The organism is Rhodococcus sp. NPDC003383 (assembly GCF_053589115.1).
The window spans coordinates 1-17556 of record NZ_JBSFRG010000014.1 but is presented as its reverse complement, the minus strand read 5'-3'; the positions used below and the strand labels follow the sequence as shown (position 1 = coordinate 17556).

Genomic DNA, 17556 nt, shown 5'->3' with positions numbered 1-17556 from the left:
AGGACCCGTTCATGACCATCGGACTGAGTGACGAGGACCGCGAACTCCGCGATTCCGTGCGCGGATGGGCTGCGCGCCACGCGACCCCCGCTGTGATCCGCGACGCCGTCGAGGCCAAGACCGAGACGCGACCGCAGTACTGGGGTTCGCTCGCCGAACTCGGCATGCTCGGACTGCACCTGCCGGAAGAGGTCGGTGGCGCCGGGTTCACCCTCCTCGAAACCGCAATCGTCGCAGAGGAACTCGGTCGAGCGATGGTGCCCGGCCCGTTCCTGCCCACCGTGATCGTCTCCGCCGTCCTGCATGCCGCCGGTCGCACCGGCGAACTCGCGGGGCTGGCCGACGGCGCGCTGTCCGGCGCGGTGTCCCTGCAACCCGGCGGTCTGCGCATCACCCGCGACGGCGGCACCGCCACCCTGTCCGGTACCTCGGGCTATGTGCTCGGCGGTCAGGTCGGCGACGTGTTCCTGCTCGCCGCCGACGACGCGGGCGAACTCGCCTTCGTCACCCTGCATCGCGACCGTCTCGACGTCACCGACCTGCCCAGCCACGACGTGGTCCGGCGCAACGCCGAGATCACCGTCGACGGCGTGGTTCTCGCTGCCGGCGACCTGCTGACGCTCGACGCGCAGCGGGTCCTCGATCTCGCCGCCACCCTCTTTGCGGCCGAGGCGGCCGGCCTGGCCGACTGGGCCACCACGACCGCCGCAGACTACGCCCGCGTGCGTCAGCAGTTCGGGCGGGTCATCGGCCAGTTCCAGGGCGTCAAGCACAAGGCGGCCCGCATGCTGAGCCTCACCGAGCAGGCCCGCGTCACCGCGTGGGACGCCGCGCGGGCGCAGGGCGAGGACATCCCGGCCGACGAGGCGTCGCTCGCCGCCGCGGCGGCCGCGGCGGTCGCGCCCGAGACCGCGTTCCAGGTCACCAAGGACTGCATCCAGATCCTCGGCGGCATCGGCTACACGTGGGAGCACGACGCGCACCTGTATCTCCGGCGCGCGCAGTCGCTGCGGATCCTGTCGGGCTCCACCGCATCCTGGAAGCGCCGGGTCGCGACGCTCACCCTCGGCGGCGCCCGCCGCGTCCTCGGTGTCGACCTGCCCGCCGAAGCCGAGCAGATCCGCGCCGACGTCCGTGCCGAACTCGCACCGGCCGTCGATCTCGAGGGTGCCGATCGGACGAGGTACCTCGCCGAGAAGGGCTATACCGCACCGCATCTGCCCGCGCCGTGGGGCAAGGGCGCCGATGCCGTCACCCAGCTCGTGATCGCCGAGGAACTGCGGTCCGCGGAGCTCGAACCGCACGACATGATCATCGGGAACTGGGTGGTGCCCACGCTCATCGCGCACGGCAGCAACGAGCAGCTGCGGCGCTTCGTTCCGGCGTCGTTGCGCGGTGACATCGTGTGGTGCCAGCTGTTCTCCGAGCCCGGTGCCGGCTCCGACCTCGCCGGGCTGTCCACCAAGGCCACGAAGGTCGACGGGGGCTGGAAACTGCAGGGCCAGAAGGTGTGGACGTCGATGGCCCGCGTCGCGGACTGGGGAATCTGTCTGGCGCGCACCGACTCCGGTGCGGCCAAGCACCAGGGCCTGTCGTACTTCCTGATCGACATCAAGAACTCCGAGGGTCTCGATATCCGTCCGCTGCGGGAGATCACCGGTGAAGCGCTGTTCAACGAGGTGTTCCTCGACGACGTCTTCGTTCCCGACGAATGCCTCGTCGGCAAGCCTGGCGACGGCTGGAAACTCGCTCGCACCACACTCGCCAACGAGCGGGTGTCGCTGTCGAACGACTCGTCGCTCGGAGCGGGTGGCGAAACCCTGCTGTCCCTGGCGGAGAACGTCCCAGGTGGACTCGACGACGAACAGCTGACGGTCCTGGGCAAGATGCTGTGCGACGCGCAGATCGGTGGCCTCATGGCACTGCGGTCGACGCTGCGTTCGCTGACCGGCGCGCAGCCCGGCGCGGAGTCGTCGATCGCGAAACTGCTCGGCGTCGAGCACATCCAGCAGGTGTGGGAGGTCGCGATGGAATGGATCGGCCCCACGGCACTGCTCGGCGGGCAGGACCGTCGGTCCCCGACGCAGATGTTCCTCAATGCGCAGTGCCTGTCCATCGCCGGAGGAACGACCAACGTCCAGCTGAACATCATCGGTGAGCGGCTCCTCGGTCTGCCGCGCGATCCCGAACCCGGAAAGTGAGCACGCCCCCGAGGGGGCGGTCGGCACGTGTTCACCCACGCAACCACGGAGGTCCGATGAAGGTCGATCCGGATACACACCCCATCGTCGGGAAGGCGCCCGACGGCACGGTCCTGACGTCGGCGCCGCAGGACACCCCCGTCGACCGCGCGACCGCCGCGGCCCGCCGGGTCGTGAACGCGCTGCTGCGCACCGATCGCGGCAACGCCAACCTCGAACGCGTCGCCGAAGAACTGAACAGCATCGCCGAGCACCTCGAGGAGCATGCACCCGAGGTCGAGGAACGCCTGGTCGACATGTGGAACGGGGAGGGCGTCACCCGGCACGACCCCGTCGCCGGACCGGAGAACGCGGTGGCCCCGCCGCTGGTCCTGACCGGTCGCGACGACGGCTCGGTCGAGGGCGTCGTGACGTTGACGCTGCCGTACCAGGGCCCGCCCGGGCACGTGCACGGCGGTGTGTCCGCGCTGCTGCTCGATCACACCCTCGGGGTCGCGAACGCGTGGGCCGGGCGCAGCGGCGCGACGGCCCAGCTCAACGTGCGGTACCACCGCCCGACCCCACTGTTCGTGCCGCTCACCGTCCGCGGCCGGTTGATGTCCCAGGACGGCGCGAAGATCAACACGGTCGGTGACATCAGGACCGCGGACGGCACGGTGTGCGTGTCGGTCGAAGCGTTGTTCGTCGACAAGACCGTCCCGCGCCCGCGCCGGAGCTGACCGCCCCTGCTTCCGAGCGCCCCCTGCTTCCGAGCGAATGTACCGTTCGTCTCCTTGGATCGAGCGAACGGTACATTCGCTCGGAGAAGACGGGGGGTGACGCGGCTGCCGTCGCCGACCCGTCGCCGCCGACTGCCAACCGCCGACCGTCGGGGTCAGCCGCCGGCCTTGATGCGATCGGCGCCGGTGTAGACGTTCATGGATCCACCGCGCAGGAATCCGACGAGCGTCAGGCCGGCGTCGGCCGCGAGGTCCACCGCCAGCGACGACGGCGCGGACACCGCCCCGAGCATCGGGACCCCGGCCATCACGGCCTTCTGGGCGAGTTCGAACGACGCGCGGCCGCTGACGATGAGCACCGTCTCCGCGAGCGGGACCCGGTCCTCGATCAGTGCCCAGCCGAGCACCTTGTCGACGGCGTTGTGCCTGCCGACGTCCTCCCGGACCGCGAGCAGCACGCCGTCCGGGGTGAACAGCCCCGCGGCGTGCAGTCCACCGGTGGTGTCGAAGATCTTCTGCCGCCTCCGCAGCGCGTCGGGCATCGAGGCCAGCGCCTCGGCGGTGACCGCGGGCCCGTCGGTCGCGAGCGGGAAGCGGGTGCGGGTGCGGACCTGGTCCAGCGACTCCTTCCCGCACACCCCGCACGCCGAGGACGTCAGGAAGTTCCGGGTGCCGGCGCCGTCCGCGACGTCGACACCGTCGGCGAGCGCGACGTCGAGCACGTTGTAGGTGTTGGCGCCGGATTCGTCGACACCGTTGCAGTACCGCACCGCGACGATGTCCTCGCGGCTGCCGATGATGCCCTCGGCGAGCAGGAAACCGTGCGCGAGTTCGACGTCGTGGCCGGGCGTGCGCATCGTGACCGTCAGCGACCGTCCCGCGAGCCTGATCTCGAGGGGTTCCTCGACGGCCAGGGTGTCGGGCCGGCGGACGTTCCCTTCGGGGGTGATCCGCAGGACCGGTCGTCGTGCCGTGACGCGTCCCATCAGGCCGACCCCGACTTCTCCAGCCGAACCGTGATCGCCTTGGACACAGGGGTGTTCGACTTCGCGGCGACGTGATCGAGCGGCACGAGCGGGTTCGTCTCGGGGTAGTAGGCGGCCGCGTTGCCCCGCGGTGTGCTGTAGGGCACGATGCGGAAGTCGTGGACGCGACGCTCCTCGACGGTCCCGTCCGCCGCCGTCCACTCCGACACCAGATCCACGAGATCCCCGTCGGCGAAACCGAGTTCGACGACGTCCTCCGGGTGCAGGAAGATCACCTTGCGTCCGTTGCTGACCCCGCGATAGCGGTCGTCGAGACCGTAGATGGTGGTGTTGTACTGATCGTGGCTGCGCAGGGTCTGCAGGATCACCCGGCCGGGAGGCGTCGGCACCCATTCGAGCGGATTCACCGAGAAGTTGGCTTTGCCTGTGCTCGTGGTGAATTCGCGCGCGTCACGCGGCGGATGCGGCAGCTGGAAGCCGTCCGGCCGGCGCACCCGCGTGTTGTAGTCTTCGCACCCGGGCACGACCCGCGCGATCGAATCGCGGATCAGATCGTAGTTGCCCTCGAATGCGGTCCAGCGCACCGGATGATCCGGGCCGAACAGGGCTCGGGCGAGACCGCAGACGATCGCGACCTCGCTGCGCAGGTGTTCGGAGACCGGGTGCAGTCGGCCGCGCGACAGGTGCACCATCGACATCGAATCCTCCACCGACACCATCTGTTTGCCGCTCGCCTGCACATCGAGATCGGTGCGGCCGAGTGTCGGGAGGATCAGCGCGGTGCGGCCGTGCACGACGTGGCTGCGATTGAGCTTGGTCGACACCTGGACGGTCATCGCGCAGTTGCGCAGCGCGGCCTCGGTGGCCGCGGTGTCCGGGGTCGCGGAGACGAAGTTGCCACCCATCCCCATGAAGAACGATGCGCGGCCGTCGCGCATCGCCCGGATCGCCTCGACCGTGTCGTAGCCGTGCCGGCGGGGGCTGGTGATCCCGAACTCGGTGTCGAGTGCCGCCAGGAACCATTCGGGCATCTTCTCCCAGATACCCATGGTGCGGTCGCCCTGCACGTTCGAATGCCCGCGCACCGGGCACACCCCGGCCCCGGGCTTGCCGATCATGCCGCGCACGAGCAGCAGATTCACGGCTTCGCCGATCGTCGCGACCGCGTGGGTGTGCTGGGTCAGGCCCATCGCCCAGCAGATCACCGTCCCCTTCGACGCGACAAGATCCGCCGCGGTGGCACGGAGCTGCTGCTCGGTCAGGCCGGTGGCTTCCGTGACCACATCGAGATCGACTGCACGGATGTGCTTTTCGTACTCGTCGAACCCGGCGCAGTACCGGTCGACGAACGCGCGGTCGACGACGGTGCCGGGCGCGGCGTCCTCGGCCTCGAGCAGCAGCCGGCCCAGACCCTGGAACAAGGCCATGTCGCCGCCCAGCCGGATCTGCAGGAACTCGTCGGCGATGTCGACGCCGTGCCCGAGGACGCCGTTGACCTTCTGCGGATCCTTGAACCGGCGCAGGCCGGCTTCCGGCAGCGGATTGATCGCGATGATCTTCGCGCCGTTGTGCTTGGCCTTCTCGAGCGTCGACAGCATCCGCGGATGGTTGGTCCCGGGATTCTGCCCCGCGATGAGGATCAGATCGGCCTGCTCGAGGTCGGGCACCGACACCGACCCCTTGCCGATGCCGATCGCCTCGATCAGCGCACTGCCGGACGATTCGTGGCACATGTTCGAACAGTCCGGCATGTTGTTGGTGCCGTAGCTGCGAATGAGCAACTGGTAGAGGAACGCGGCCTCGTTGCTGGTGCGCCCCGAGGTGTAGAACACGGCGTCGTCTGGGGAGGGGAGGCCGCGCAGTTCGTCGGCGATCAGCTCGAACGCGGCGTCCCAGGAGATCGGCTCGTAGTGGCTGCCACCGGCCCACAGCACCATCGGATGGGTGATCCGGCCCTGCTGACCGAGCCAGTAGTCGGTCTTTCCGGCCAGCTCGTCGACGGAGTGCTGCGCGAAGAACTCCGGGGTCACCGTCCGCAGGGTGGCTTCCTCGGCGACCGCCTTGGCGCCGTTCTCGCAGAACTCGGCGGGCTTGCGGTGGCCGGGCGTCTCGGGCCAGGCGCAGCCGGGGCAGTCGAATCCGTGGCGCTGGTTCAGGCGGGTCAGGGTCGAGACGGTGCGGGCCGCCCCCATCTGCGCGTACGCGCGCTGCAGCGACACGAGCACTGCCGGAACCCCGGCGGCGTGGTCCTTTGCCTCCGTGACCTCGAGCGTCGATTCGTCGATGTCGTCCACAGGTGCGCGTCTCGTCATGAGTCCATAGTGACCCGGCTCATGTTGCCTCGGCCACTCGGGTGCTTAACGAAATGTTCACCGCGGGCGAGGCCGCGTTTTACACAGACCGTTCACTCTCGGGGAACGGTGATGAACGACATAAGACGATCGCCGGTAAACGTTGGAGGGATTTCCCTCAGGACTGAACAAGGTGGACACGTATGGAAGAGGCAATCGCTGCCGCCGACACTGCCTGGGTTCTCGCGGCATTCACGGCGGTCGCCCTCATGGTCCCGGGGCTCGCGCTGTTCTACGGCGGCATGCTCGGGGTCAAGAGCGCACTCAACATGATCATGATGGTTCTCGGGGGCTTCGCCGTCGCCGGGGTGGTGTGGGTGTTCTTCGGCCCGGCCGCGGTGCTCGGTGACAGTGTCGGAGGCCTCGGACTCATCGGTAATCCGTTCACCGACATCGGACTCGGCTCGCTGCTCGAGCCGTCGGACGGGCTGCCCGCCGCATTGACTGCGGCGTTCCACCTGCTGTTCGCGGGCATCACCGTCGCGATCATCGCGGGTGGCGTCGCCGACCGCATGAAGTTCTCCGCATGGATGATCTTCTCCGGGATCTGGGTCGTGCTGGTGTACTTCCCGGTTGCGCACTGGGTGTTCGCATTCGACGACGAGGACGCCGGCACCAAGGGGGGATGGATCGCCAACGTGCTCGGCGCGCAGGACTTCGCCGGCGGCACCGCCGTGCACATGAACGCCGGCGTCGCCGCGCTGGCACTCGCGATCGCGCTGGGGAAGCGCCGCGGGTTCCCGCACGTCCCGCGTCCGCACAGCCTCCCCCTCGTGGTGCTCGGCGGCGGCATCCTGATGTTCGGCTGGTTCGGGTTCAACGGTGGTTCCGCGGGCGGTGCCAACCACACCGCGGGCGTGGTCGTGCTGAACACGATGATCGCCGCGGTCGCGGGCCTGCTCGGCTGGCTGCTCGTCGAACGCATCCGGGAGAAGCACGCCACGACGCTCGGCGCGGTGTCCGGCATGATCGCCGCGCTCGTCGGCATCACCCCTGCCGCGAGCCTCGTCTCCCCGCTCGGCGCGCTGCTCATCGGCTTCGCCGCGGGCGCGGTGTGCTTCCTGACCGTGAGCCTGAAGTTCAAGCTCGGGTACGACGACTCGCTCGACGTCGTCGCCATCCACCTCATGGGCGGTGTCGTCGGCACCCTGCTCATCGCGTTCGTGGCCACTGCCGCGGCGCCGGCCGGTGTCGACGGACTGTTCTTCGGCGGTGGCATCGACCTGCTGGGCCGTCAGATCCTGGCCATGGCCGCGGTGTTCACCTACAGCTTCGCGGTGACCTGGCTGATCGCCAAGGCCATCGACAAGACCATCGGCCTGCGCGTCGACAAGGAAACCGAGATCATGGGTATCGACGTCCCGGTGCACGGCGAAACCGCCTACGTCATGGACAGTTTCGGAGCCAGCGCGCCGTCCAAGATGCGTCCGGAGGAATTCGCGGCGGACCGGGAGGTGGTCGTTCCCACCGTGAAGTGAACCGCTGACGGGTTCCCTCCTGCCGTTGCCGTGGCAGGAGGGAACCCGCGCGTTTCGGGCACACGGCAGTGACCGGACGGGCATAATCGGACGGCAGTCGACGAGGAGCCCACATGAGCACACCGGACGCGAAGCCACTGGCCGGAAAGACCATGATCATGTCGGGCGGCAGCCGGGGCATCGGCCTGGCGATCGCGCTCCGCGCGGCGCAGGACGGCGCGAACATCACGCTGATCGCCAAGACCGACACACCGAACCCGAAACTGCCGGGCACCATCTACACCGCGGCCGCCGAACTCGAGGAGGCGGGCGGCCGGGTACTGCCCTTCGTGGGGGACATACGCAACGACGAGGCGGTCGCCGAGGCCGTGCGCCGGACCGTCGAACAGTTCGGCGGAATCGACATCGTGGTGAACAACGCGTCCGCGATCGACCTGTCGCCGACCGACCGGATCTCCATGAAGAAGTACGACCTCATGCAGGACATCAACTGTCGCGGCACGTTCCTGCTCTCGAAGCTGGCGATTCCGTCGCTGCGGCAATCCGCGAGCGCGGGGCGTAATCCGCACATCCTGACGCTGTCGCCGCCGCTGAACCTGAATCCCAAATGGGCGGGCGGAGCGCTCGCGTACACCATCGCGAAGTACGGCATGAGCCTGACGACGCTCGGGCTCGCCGAGGAGTTGAAGGGCGACGGCATCGCCGTGAACTCGTTGTGGCCGCGCACCACCATCGCGACCGCCGCGGTGCGGAACCTGCTCGGCGGCGAGCAGATGGTGAATTCGTCCCGGACACCGGAGATCTACGCGGATGCTGCGTATCTGGTGCTCACGTCACCGAGCACGGAGGCGACCGGGAACTTCTACATCGACGACGAGGTGCTCGCCGCGGCGGGGATCACCGACCTCGACAAGTACCGGGCCGGCGACGGCGAACTCCAGCTCGACCTGTTCCTGGACTGAACGCCGCTCTACCCCTGGTGATTGTCGGGGTACGCGGTGACTGCAAGGAACCGGATGGGAAGCGTCACGAGCTCGTTCGGTCCGTGCAGGCCCTCGCCGTCCAGAAGCAGGGCGTCACCGGGTTGCAGGTGGTACTCGGAATCGCCGTGCCCGTAGACCATTTCACCCTCGAGCATGTACAGCAATTCGGTGCCGGGATGCTGGAAGAGAGGGAAGACGTCGCTCGCGTCGGTGAGGGTGACGAGCACCGGTTCGAGCCGCTTGTGCTGTCCGCGCAGTGCCCCGAGCAACTCGTAGTGGTGGCCGACGCGCGTACCGCGGCCGACGATCTCGGCGCCTTGGCCATTCTTCGTGAACACGGCCTCACGACGGGTGTCGGCGCCGCGGAACAGGGAGGTGACGGGAACGTCGAGGCCGGCCGCGAGCCGGGCGAGGGTCGACAGGCTGCACGACGTCTGCGCGTTCTCGATCTTCGAGAGCATCGCCTTGGAGATCCCCACCTTGGCGGCCATGTCCCCGACGGACAGCCCGCTGGCCAGGCGCAACGACCGCACCTGGTGGGCGATCGCCCGTTCGAGATCCACACCCGTGGGGGTGCCGCGGGGGACTTCGCGTCCGGAATCGTCGTAGAGGACGGGACGGTCGGGGCTGGCCATGTCAGCAGCGTAGCGTTTGTTCACCGGTAGTGGACACCCTCTCGCGGTGGGTATTTCGGTGACGGGCGAGCCCTCCGCGGCTGCGAGTGCATCCGCGGAGGGCGCAGGGCCGTCGGAGGTGCCGGGATCAGCGCATCTCACCGGCTCCTTCGTAGGGATTGAGGCTCAGGAGCAGGTCGCCCTCCTCGAAGCGGGAGAATCGGAAATCGTCCGGATTCACGTTCGGCAGGTCGGTCTTGCCGTCGATGAGCAGGTCGGCGACCAGCTTGCCCACGGCCGGGGAGATCTTGAAACCGTGCCCGGAGAAGCCGGTCGCCAGGAACAGGCCCTCGACCGGCGACGGGCCGATGACGGGGTTGTAGTCCTCGGTGACGTCGTAGGCGCCGACGTACGAGCTGGTGAGCCGGGGATCCGGCATGTCGGGCAGGCGGTTGCCGAGCTTCATGATGTTCTTCTCGATCGTCGAGTCGTCGGCGCGGTTGACGTACTTGTCGGGATCGATGTACTCCGGTGCCTGATGATCGGAGTTGCCCACCAGCAGTTCGCCGTTCGGCTCGCGGCAGATGTACTGCAGGCCCGCCAGATCGGACAGCACGGGGACCTCCGGGGTCGGGACGCCCTGGTCGACGAGGACCAGCTGGGCGCGTTGCGCCTTGACGTCGATGTCGACGCCGACTCCGGCGACGAGCGCCGGCGTCCAGGGGCCCGCGGCGACGATGACCTGCTCGGCGTGCACCTCGGAACCGTCGGCGAGCGTGACGCCGTAGACCCGGCCGGCGGCGTTCTGCAGCAGCGACACCACCGGGGTGCTCTGCCGGATCTTCACGCCCATCCGACGTGCCGTCGCCCCGAACGCCATTCCGGCCATGTAGGCCTCACCCCGGCCGCCGAGCGGTTCGTAGGCGAACAGTGCGAAGTCGTCGAGGTTCAGGCCCGGCCACAGCTCCGCCATCTTGTCGTGCGCGATGAGTTCGGTGGCGATCCCGAGGCCCTGCATCATCTCGATGTTCGCCTCGAGCGGCTTGACGTTGTTCTCCGCGACCCCGACGACGTAGCCGCACTGGCGGAATGCCATGTCGTCACCGAAGATCTCGGTCGCGCGCGTGAAGATGTCGACGCCGTACCAGGACATCGCCGCCAGCGAGGGGGTGCCGTAGTGGCACCGCACGACGCCGCTGGACTTGCCGGTCATGCCCGAGCAGAGGGTGTCGCGTTCGAGCACCAGGACGTCGGTCTCGCCGCGGTCGGCGAGGGAGTAGGCGATGGCCAGGCCTTCGAGGCCGCCACCGACGATCAGGAACTTTGTCGTGTCCGTCACCTGAGGATCCTTTGTTCGGACGGACGTCCCGAGGGAGGTCCGTGGGGAAGTCGATGTCGATGGGGGAGAGATCGGTTCTACGGGAGGGAAGCAGGGGTCGGACGGATGTGCACCAGCAGTCCGGTGGTGGAGGTTCCTCGCAGCGTGATCGCCTCGTTGCGGATCACGATGCAGTCGCCGGCCTCGGCGTGCTCGGTGCCCGCGTGGACGGTGCCCGCCCGCACGTACAGGGCGGTGATTCCGTCGGGCCGGGAGACGAATTCGGTGTCGAGCGGCAGGTACGTGACGGTGGCGCCGGCACCCCCGCGGTCGGTCATGACGTTGAACGCGCGGGTGGCGCCCTGTGGGATGCAGCGGGGCGCATCCTCCCCGGCGAACGGGTGGGGGCTCCACGGCTTCACCGACTCGGATCCGTGGCCCGCGTCGAGTTCGACGCCGTGCTCACCGACGACGGTGAAGATGCGGTCGGTGCCGGGGAAGGCGGAGAACTCGCTCGGTTCCGACCCCAGATCGGCCAGACTGATCCGCCACAGGGGTCGGTCGCCACCGCCGGAGGGGCCGGTGGCGATCTCCTCGGTCGTCCCGGCGCCGTTGCGCCAGGGCACCCGACGTCGGTCGCCGGCCCGCACCACCTGTATCGCCATCTAGCTGCCCGCCGTCCAGTCGGCCATGATGTCGGCCAGGGCCTGCGCGCCGACGTTGCAGTCGCCGGGCTCGGCGAACTCGTGCGGGGAGTGCGACACTCCGGTCGGGTTGCGCACGAACAGCATTGCGGTGGGGACCTTCTCGGACAGGATGCCGGCGTCGTGTCCGGCCTGGGTGGGGAGCACCGGAATGTCTCCGAGATGGGACAGTGCCCGGCGCAGCCGTTCGCGGGGTCCGGCGGGGAATTCGACGATCGGGGTGATGGATTCGGCGAAGACGTCGAGTCCGATCTCGTCCGGCAGGCAGTGCCGGCGGGCCTCGGCCTCGATCTCGGCGACCAGTTTCGTCAGGGTCTCCTCGTCCGCGGCACGAGCGTCCAGCCACGCCTTGATCTCCGAGGGGATCGCGTTGGCGCCGTTGGGCAATACCTCGATCTTGCCGAAGGTGGCGACCGCGCCGGCCGACGCGGCACACGAGCGGGCACTGTGCACCGACGACGCGTAGGCCAGCATTGGGTCGTGGCGGTCCACCAGGCGCGTGGCACCGGCGTGGTTGGCTTCGCCGGTGAAGGTGAACTGCCAGCGGCCGTGCGGCCAGATCGACGACGCGACCGCGACCGGCGCGTCCACGAGGTCGAGTGCCCGGCCCTGTTCGACGTGCAGTTCGACGTACACCCCGACCCGGTCGACGAGAGCCGGGTCGGCGCCGATGTGTTCGGGCACCCGGCCGGCGCGGGTCATCGCTTCGGCCAGGGTGATTCCGTCGCGGTCCCGCAGACCGAGCGCGCGCTGCGGAGCGAGTGCTCCGGTGGTGAGCTGGCTGCCGACGCACGCGACTCCGAAGCGAGCCCCCTCCTCGTCGGAGAACGCGGTGATCGCGATCGGGACGGTCGGGACGATGCCGCGCTCGCGGACGATGTCCACCGCGGAGAAGGCGGAGACCACGCCGAGGGGACCGTCGAACGCGCCGCCGTCGGGCACCGAGTCCAGATGCGAGCCGGTGACGAACGCGCCGGTCGGATCGCCCACCCAGCCTTCGGGTAGCCACCAGGCCCAGAGATTTCCGTTGCGGTCCTCTTCGACGTCCATGCCGCGTTCGGCGGCACACCCGCGGAACCACTCCCGAAGGGTGAGATCGGCGTCGCTCCAAGCGAATCGACGGTAGCCCCCGGTCGTCGGATGCTTGCCGACGTCGAGGATCGATGCCCAGAGCGAGTCGAAGGCGGTCATCTGTCGTGTCCTCTCGAGAATAGGTTGTGGCAGGCCCGTTCGTGTCGTGCTCGGGCGAGCCACCGGTGACGAATCAGTTCCGTGGGTGTCAACCCGCCCCAGACCCCGTGTGTCTCACCGGCCAGTGCCGCGTGGTCGCGGCACGGTTCCAGCACGGGGCAGGAGGCGCAGACGGACTTGGCGCGGGCGACGGCCTCGGGTGCGTCGTCGAAGAAGTCGACGTCCCGGGACCGGCAGACGGCCTGTGCCTGCCAGTCCCGGAGGTCGTCGAGCAGGGCTGCGGGGGTCGTCACGGGGTCAGAAGCTGCTGCGGCCGGGGATCCAGTCGGTGCCGGCCAGGGGGACCCGAGCCATGGCGGCGGCTTCCATCGTGACGGCGACGAGATCCTGCGGTTCGAGATTGCGCAGGTGCGACTTGCCGCACGCCCGGGCAATCGTCTGTGCCTCCATGGTGAGCACGCGCAGGTAGTTCGCGAGCCGGCGGCCTCCCTCGACCGGATCGAAGCGGGCCTGCAGCTCGGGATCCTGCGTGGTGATGCCGGCCGGGTCCTTGCCGTCCTGGAAGTCGTCGTAGAAGCCGGCGGCCGAGCCCAGCTTCTCGTACTCGGCCTGGTACTTCGGGTCGTTGTCGCCGAGGGCGATCAGGGCGGCCGTGCCGATGGCGACGGCGTCGGCACCCAGGGCCATCGCCTTGGCGACGTCGGCGCCCGAGCGGATGCCGCCGGAGACGATCAGCTGCACGCCGCCGGGGGTGCGGTGCACACCCATCTCCTGCAGGGCCTGCACGGCCTGGGGGAGTGCCGCCAGGGTCGGGATACCGACGTGCTCGATGAAGACGTCCTGGGTGGCGGCGGTGCCGCCCTGCATGCCGTCGACCACGACGACGTCGGCGCCGGACTTCACGGCGAGCTTGACGTCGTAGTAGGTGCGGGTCGCGCCGACCTTGACGTAGATCGGCTTCTCCCAGCCGGTGATCTCCCGGAGCTCGAGGATCTTGATGGCGAGGTCGTCCGGTCCGGTCCAGTCGGGGTGCCGGCACGCGCTGCGCTGATCGATGCCGACCGGCAGGGTGCGCATCCCCGCGACCCGCTCGGTGATCTTCTGGCCGAGCAGCATGCCGCCGCCGCCGGGCTTGGCGCCCTGCCCGAGCACGACTTCGATCGCGTCGGCCTTGCGCAGGTCGTCGGGGTTCATCCCGTACCGGGAGGGCAGGTACTGGTAGACCAGGTGCTTGGACTGTCCGCGCTCCTCCGGGGTCATGCCGCCGTCGCCGGTGGTGGTGGACGTGCCGACCTCGCTGGCGCCGCGTCCGAGGGCCTCTTTCGCGCGACCGGAGAGGGCGCCGAAGCTCATACCGGCGATGGTCACCGGAATATCCAGGTGCAGGGGGTATTTCGCGTTGCGGTCGCCGAGGACGACGTCGGTCTCGCACTTCTCGCGGTAGCCCTCGAGTGGGTAGCGCGACATCGACGCCCCGAGGAAGAGCAGGTCGTCGAAGTGGGGAACCTTGCGCTTGGCACCCCAGCCGCGGATGTCGTAGATGCCGGTCGCGGCGGCGCGCTGGATCTCGTGGATGACGTTGCGGTCGAAGGTGGCCGACTCACGCAGTCCGGGCTGGAAGGTCATGGAAGTCTCCTCGGGGGTCGAGCGGGCGGAAGTACGTCGGGGGCGTCAGTACGCCGAAGCGTTGTCGACGTGGAAGTGGTAGAGCTGCCGGGCCGAGCCGTAGCGGGTGAATTCGGCCGGGTCGGCGTCGAAGCCGGCCGCGTCGAGCAGTTCCTGCAGTTCGGCGATGTGCTCGGGGCGCATCTCCTTCTTGACGCAGTCCGCGCCGAGGGAGGCGACGCTGCCTCGCACGTAGATCCGCACCTCGTACAGCGAATCACCCAGGGCCTCACCGGCATCGCCGAGCACCACGAGGCGGCCGGCCTGGCCCATGAAGGCGCTCATGTGACCGATGTTGCCGCCGACGACGATGTCGACGCCCTTCATCGAGATTCCGCAGCGGGCGGCGGCGTTGCCTTCGATCACCAGCAGTCCGCCGTGGGCGGTGGCGCCGGCCGACTGTGACGCGTCGCCGGTGACGCGCACGGTGCCGGACATCATGTTCTCGGCGACCCCGACGCCGGCGTTGCCGTCGATGGTCACGTTCGCGTGCTGGTTCATCCCGGCCGCGTAGTAGCCGACGTGGCCGTCGATGCGGACGTCGATCGGCCGGTTCAGTCCGCACGCGAGCGCGTGGGCGCCCTGCGGATTGACGACCTCGACCGAGGCGGGGGCCTCCGTCGCGTGCAGTGCCGCGTTGAGTTCGCGGGTGGTGGTCACCGCCAGGTCGTAGGTGGCGGTCGGGAGCAGGGTGTCGGTGGTCATGGTTGCCTCCGGGGACGAGGTGGGGACGGCGGGGTCGGTGGTCGTTGCGACGGAGTCGGTGGTCACGGCGCCGGTCAGCGCTGCCACACGTAGACCCGGTCCGGTTCGGGTTCGAAGATGTGGGCGTCGGCGATGCCGGGAAGTCCTGCCAGAGCGCGGAATTCCGAGGCCATGGCGACGTAGGCGTCGCACTCGGCGACGATCGCGGGCTTGCAGGCGATCGGATCACGGACCACGGCGAAGGAATCGGAGGTGGAGACGAGCAGGGTGTAGAACCCGTCGAAGCGCTCGCCGAGAAGTCGCAGTGCCTTCTCGAGATCCGCGCCCTCCGCCAGGTGCTTCGCGACGAAGCGCGCGCCGACCTCGGTGTCGTTCCGGCTGTCGAACACCACGCCCTCGTCCTCGAGTTCGCGCTTGATCGACAGGTGGTTGGAGAACGATCCGTTGTGGACGAGGCACTGGTCCGGGCCGACGGCGAAGGGGTGGGAACCCGCTGCGGTGACAGCGGATTCGGTGGCCATGCGGGTATGGCCCACTCCCTGCCAGCCGGACGCGGCCGGCAGGCCGAAGTTCTCTGCGAGGACGCGCGGGTCGCCGATTCCCTTGAGGACGGTCACGTCGTCACCGAAGCCGATGACGGTCGCCGTGGGGGCCACGCTGCGGACGGTGTCGGCGAGCAGGGCCGCGGGGACGGGGGCGTGCAGCACGGTGGTCGGTGCCAGGTCGAGCGCACCGACGGTCACACCCAGTGCGTCGCCGACGACCGTGGCGAGATCCGAGGGCGCATCGAGCACCGAGACCGACGATTCGCCAGCGGGGGAGAAGGCCGGGTTGCCGTAGACGGCGACGCCCGCCGAATCCGGTCCGCGGTCCACCATCTGCCCGAGCATTCCGGTCAGCAGGCTGCCGAGTCGGGGTTCGAGCGAGGCGTCCCGCAGATGAAGTCCGACGATTCCACACATGGTCGTCTCTCCTGTTCGATGGTTCTGTTCGATGAATCCGGAAGAAGCCGAAGGGTTTTCAGAAGGCGGTCAGGTAGCTGTCGATCTCCCACGGAGTGACCGTGTTGTGCCAGTGGAAGAACTCCTCGCGCTTGAGGGAGGCGAAGTAGTCGGAGACATTCGCGCCGGCCGCGTCGAGGGCGCCGGAGACGACCGGGTCGGCCTCGAGTGCGTCCATCGCGTGCAGCAGCGTCATCGGCAGCGTGTCGGTGGATCCTCCGACACCCGGGGTGCCCGGGTCGAGGTTGCGCTCGATGCCGTCGAGGCCGGCGGCGACGGTTGCGGCCGTGGCGAGATAGGGATTCGCAGAGCCGTCACCGCCGCGCAGTTCGACGCGGTTGTGGTCGGGGACGCGCAGGTAGTGCGTGCGATCGTTGCCGCCGTAGGTCGCGTACCGCGGCGACCAGGTTGCGCCGGAGGAGGTGCTGGTCGCGCCGGTGCGCTTGTAGGAGTTGACCGTCGGCGCGATGACGCCCTGCAGTGCGCAGGCGTGCTCGAGGATCCCGGCGATGAAGGAGTAGGCGGTCTTCGACAGGCCCAGGCCGCGCGGGTCGGAGGCGTCGGGGAATGCCGAGGCGCCGTCGCTCCACAGGGACAGGTGCATGTGCATGCCCGATCCCGTGCGGTCGGCGAACGGCTTGGGCATGAACGTGGCGGTCATGCCGCGCTGTTCGGCGAGCACCGAGATCAGGTAGCGCAGGGTCACCACCCGGTCGGCGGTGGTCAGCGCGTCGGCGTACTGGAAGTTCTGCTCGAACTGGCCGTTGCCGTCCTCGTGGTCGTTGGCGTAGTTGCCCCACCCGAGGGTGTTCATCGCCTCCGAGATCGACGTCAGGTGCTCGTACATGCGGGTCACGTCGCGGGCGTCGTAGCAGGGCTGGCGGGAGATGTCGAGCGCGTCGGCAGTGCGCAGCGTCCCGTTCTCGTCCTTGTTGACCAGGAAGTATTCGATCTCGGCGCCGACGTTGACCTCGAGGCCCAGCTCGGCGGCTCGTGCAAGCACGGACTTGAGGATCACACGCGGTGCGTACGGCCACGGCTTGCCCTCGACGTGCGGGTCGCAGTGCACCAGCGCGAGACCCGGGCGGACGAACGGGATCGGAGTGAAGGAGGAGGCGTCGGGAATGGCGACGAGGTCGGGATCCTTCGGAACCTGGCCCATCGAGCCGGCAGCGTAGCCGGCGAAGCCGACGCCCTCGGTCTCGAGTTCCTCGACGGATTCGATGGGAACGAGCTTGGCGCAAGGCTTTCCGGACAGGGTGGTGAAGACGGCGAGGATGAAACGGGTACCGGCCGCGTGGGCGAGCTCGGTCAGGCTCGGGGACTCGGATGCCGCGGGGACATGGCCGTTCGTGGACGGGAGGCGCAGCACGGACGTGTCGGTGGCTTCCAGCGTCATGGGGGCTCCTCGGATTCGACTGGTGGTTTCACTATAGGAATCGGTGTCGAATAGAAGGAAACAGGGTGCCCATGACGAGAGTGTTACGTGACAGTGAGATCGCCGTGACGGTTCCCGGCGACGTGCTACAGAAATGGAAAACAGCGGCGGGGGGGGGGGGGGGGGGGGGGCGGGGGGGGGGGGGGGGGGTGTGGGGGGTTGACGGGGCCGCGCCTAGTTTTCCGTTTTTTGTGGGGGTTGT

15 protein-coding genes are annotated in these 17556 nt (G+C 68.8%); 4 read left to right on the top strand and 11 right to left on the bottom strand.

Annotated elements, in window-relative coordinates:
• Positions 1-11: 11 nt before the first annotated feature.
• Positions 12-2201, top strand: a complete 2190-nt coding sequence (locus tag ACWDTS_RS14180) for an acyl-CoA dehydrogenase (protein WP_450118440.1) — start codon at positions 12-14, stop codon at positions 2199-2201.
• Positions 2202-2257: 56 nt separating this feature from the next.
• Positions 2258-2920, top strand: a complete 663-nt coding sequence (locus ACWDTS_RS14175; RefSeq protein WP_450118439.1) for a PaaI family thioesterase — start codon at positions 2258-2260, stop codon at positions 2918-2920.
• A 155-nt stretch (positions 2921-3075) separates the two neighbouring features.
• On the opposite strand, the gene fdhD is transcribed toward ACWDTS_RS14175, so the two are convergent.
• A complete protein-coding gene (gene fdhD, locus ACWDTS_RS14170; RefSeq protein WP_248676524.1) occupies positions 3076-3906 on the bottom strand; it encodes a formate dehydrogenase accessory sulfurtransferase FdhD in 831 nt (276 codons plus the stop codon).
• Positions 3906-6218 (bottom strand): FdhF/YdeP family oxidoreductase, encoded by a 2313-nt coding sequence (locus ACWDTS_RS14165; protein ID WP_450118438.1) that lies wholly within the window; start codon positions 6216-6218, stop codon positions 3906-3908. Before ACWDTS_RS14165 ends, fdhD begins: the two co-directional genes overlap by 1 nt.
• 182 nt (positions 6219-6400) lie before the next feature.
• Here ACWDTS_RS14165 and ACWDTS_RS14160 point away from each other — a divergent pair, with 182 nt between their 5' ends.
• Positions 6401-7735 (top strand): ammonium transporter, encoded by a 1335-nt coding sequence (locus ACWDTS_RS14160; protein ID WP_197250804.1) that lies wholly within the window; start codon positions 6401-6403, stop codon positions 7733-7735.
• Positions 7736-7848: 113 nt separating this feature from the next.
• Positions 7849-8697 (top strand): SDR family oxidoreductase, encoded by an 849-nt coding sequence (locus ACWDTS_RS14155; protein ID WP_197250803.1) that lies wholly within the window; start codon positions 7849-7851, stop codon positions 8695-8697.
• A gap of 8 nt (positions 8698-8705) precedes the next feature.
• On the opposite strand, the gene ACWDTS_RS14150 is transcribed toward ACWDTS_RS14155, so the two are convergent.
• From ACWDTS_RS14150 to glnT, 9 genes are all read right to left on the bottom strand, one after another.
• Positions 8706-9353 carry a helix-turn-helix domain-containing protein gene (locus ACWDTS_RS14150; RefSeq protein WP_197250801.1) on the bottom strand — a complete coding sequence of 216 codons (648 nt, stop codon included), beginning with the start codon at positions 9351-9353 and terminating at the stop codon, positions 8706-8708.
• A 127-nt stretch (positions 9354-9480) separates the two neighbouring features.
• Positions 9481-10671, bottom strand: a complete 1191-nt coding sequence (locus tag ACWDTS_RS14145) for an NAD(P)/FAD-dependent oxidoreductase (protein ID WP_450118437.1) — start codon at positions 10669-10671, stop codon at positions 9481-9483.
• Positions 10672-10748: 77 nt separating this feature from the next.
• A complete protein-coding gene (locus tag ACWDTS_RS14140; protein ID WP_450118436.1) occupies positions 10749-11315 on the bottom strand; it encodes a HutD/Ves family protein in 567 nt (188 codons plus the stop codon).
• A complete protein-coding gene (locus ACWDTS_RS14135; RefSeq protein WP_197250796.1) occupies positions 11316-12545 on the bottom strand; it encodes an allantoate amidohydrolase in 1230 nt (409 codons plus the stop codon).
• Complete coding sequence (locus tag ACWDTS_RS14130) at positions 12542-12838, bottom strand: WhiB family transcriptional regulator (RefSeq protein WP_450118435.1); 297 nt, start codon at positions 12836-12838, stop codon at positions 12542-12544. The genes ACWDTS_RS14135 and ACWDTS_RS14130 overlap by 4 nt, the downstream gene beginning before the upstream one ends.
• Before the next feature lie 4 nt (positions 12839-12842).
• Positions 12843-14171 carry an FMN-binding glutamate synthase family protein gene (locus ACWDTS_RS14125; RefSeq protein ID WP_197250793.1) on the bottom strand — a complete coding sequence of 443 codons (1329 nt, stop codon included), beginning with the start codon at positions 14169-14171 and terminating at the stop codon, positions 12843-12845.
• A 45-nt stretch (positions 14172-14216) separates the two neighbouring features.
• Complete coding sequence (locus tag ACWDTS_RS14120; RefSeq protein WP_450118476.1) at positions 14217-14915, bottom strand: GltB/FmdC/FwdC-like GXGXG domain-containing protein; 699 nt, start codon at positions 14913-14915, stop codon at positions 14217-14219.
• Positions 14916-14989: 74 nt separating this feature from the next.
• Positions 14990-15877: a glutamine amidotransferase gene (locus ACWDTS_RS14115; protein WP_450109477.1), complete on the bottom strand. Its 888-nt coding sequence runs from the start codon at positions 15875-15877 to the stop codon at positions 14990-14992.
• A gap of 58 nt (positions 15878-15935) precedes the next feature.
• Positions 15936-17315, bottom strand: coding sequence for a type III glutamate--ammonia ligase (gene glnT / locus ACWDTS_RS14110; protein ID WP_450118434.1), 1380 nt, complete (start codon positions 17313-17315; stop codon positions 15936-15938).
• Between the last annotated feature and the right edge of the window lie 241 nt (positions 17316-17556).

Excerpts from the sequence above, each read along its gene's own strand:
- ACWDTS_RS14180 (WP_450118440.1), top strand. The coding sequence starts at position 12 with ATGACCATCGGACTGAGTGACGAGGACCGCGAACTCCGCGATTCCGTG.
- ACWDTS_RS14175 (WP_450118439.1), top strand. The coding sequence starts at position 2,258 with ATGAAGGTCGATCCGGATACACACCCCATCGTCGGGAAGGCGCCCGAC.
- fdhD (WP_248676524.1), bottom strand. The coding sequence starts at position 3,906 with ATGGGACGCGTCACGGCACGACGACCGGTCCTGCGGATCACCCCCGAA.
- ACWDTS_RS14115 (WP_450109477.1), bottom strand. The coding sequence starts at position 15,877 with ATGTGTGGAATCGTCGGACTTCATCTGCGGGACGCCTCGCTCGAACCC.
- ACWDTS_RS14160 (WP_197250804.1), top strand. The coding sequence starts at position 6,401 with ATGGAAGAGGCAATCGCTGCCGCCGACACTGCCTGGGTTCTCGCGGCA.
- ACWDTS_RS14120 (WP_450118476.1), bottom strand. The coding sequence starts at position 14,915 with ATGACCACCGACACCCTGCTCCCGACCGCCACCTACGACCTGGCGGTG.
- ACWDTS_RS14150 (WP_197250801.1), bottom strand. The coding sequence starts at position 9,353 with ATGGCCAGCCCCGACCGTCCCGTCCTCTACGACGATTCCGGACGCGAA.
- ACWDTS_RS14155 (WP_197250803.1), top strand. The coding sequence starts at position 7,849 with ATGAGCACACCGGACGCGAAGCCACTGGCCGGAAAGACCATGATCATG.
- ACWDTS_RS14140 (WP_450118436.1), bottom strand. The coding sequence starts at position 11,315 with ATGGCGATACAGGTGGTGCGGGCCGGCGACCGACGTCGGGTGCCCTGG.
- ACWDTS_RS14135 (WP_197250796.1), bottom strand. The coding sequence starts at position 12,545 with ATGACCGCCTTCGACTCGCTCTGGGCATCGATCCTCGACGTCGGCAAG.
- glnT (WP_450118434.1), bottom strand. The coding sequence starts at position 17,315 with ATGACGCTGGAAGCCACCGACACGTCCGTGCTGCGCCTCCCGTCCACG.
- ACWDTS_RS14165 (WP_450118438.1), bottom strand. The coding sequence starts at position 6,218 with ATGACGAGACGCGCACCTGTGGACGACATCGACGAATCGACGCTCGAG.
- ACWDTS_RS14125 (WP_197250793.1), bottom strand. The coding sequence starts at position 14,171 with ATGACCTTCCAGCCCGGACTGCGTGAGTCGGCCACCTTCGACCGCAAC.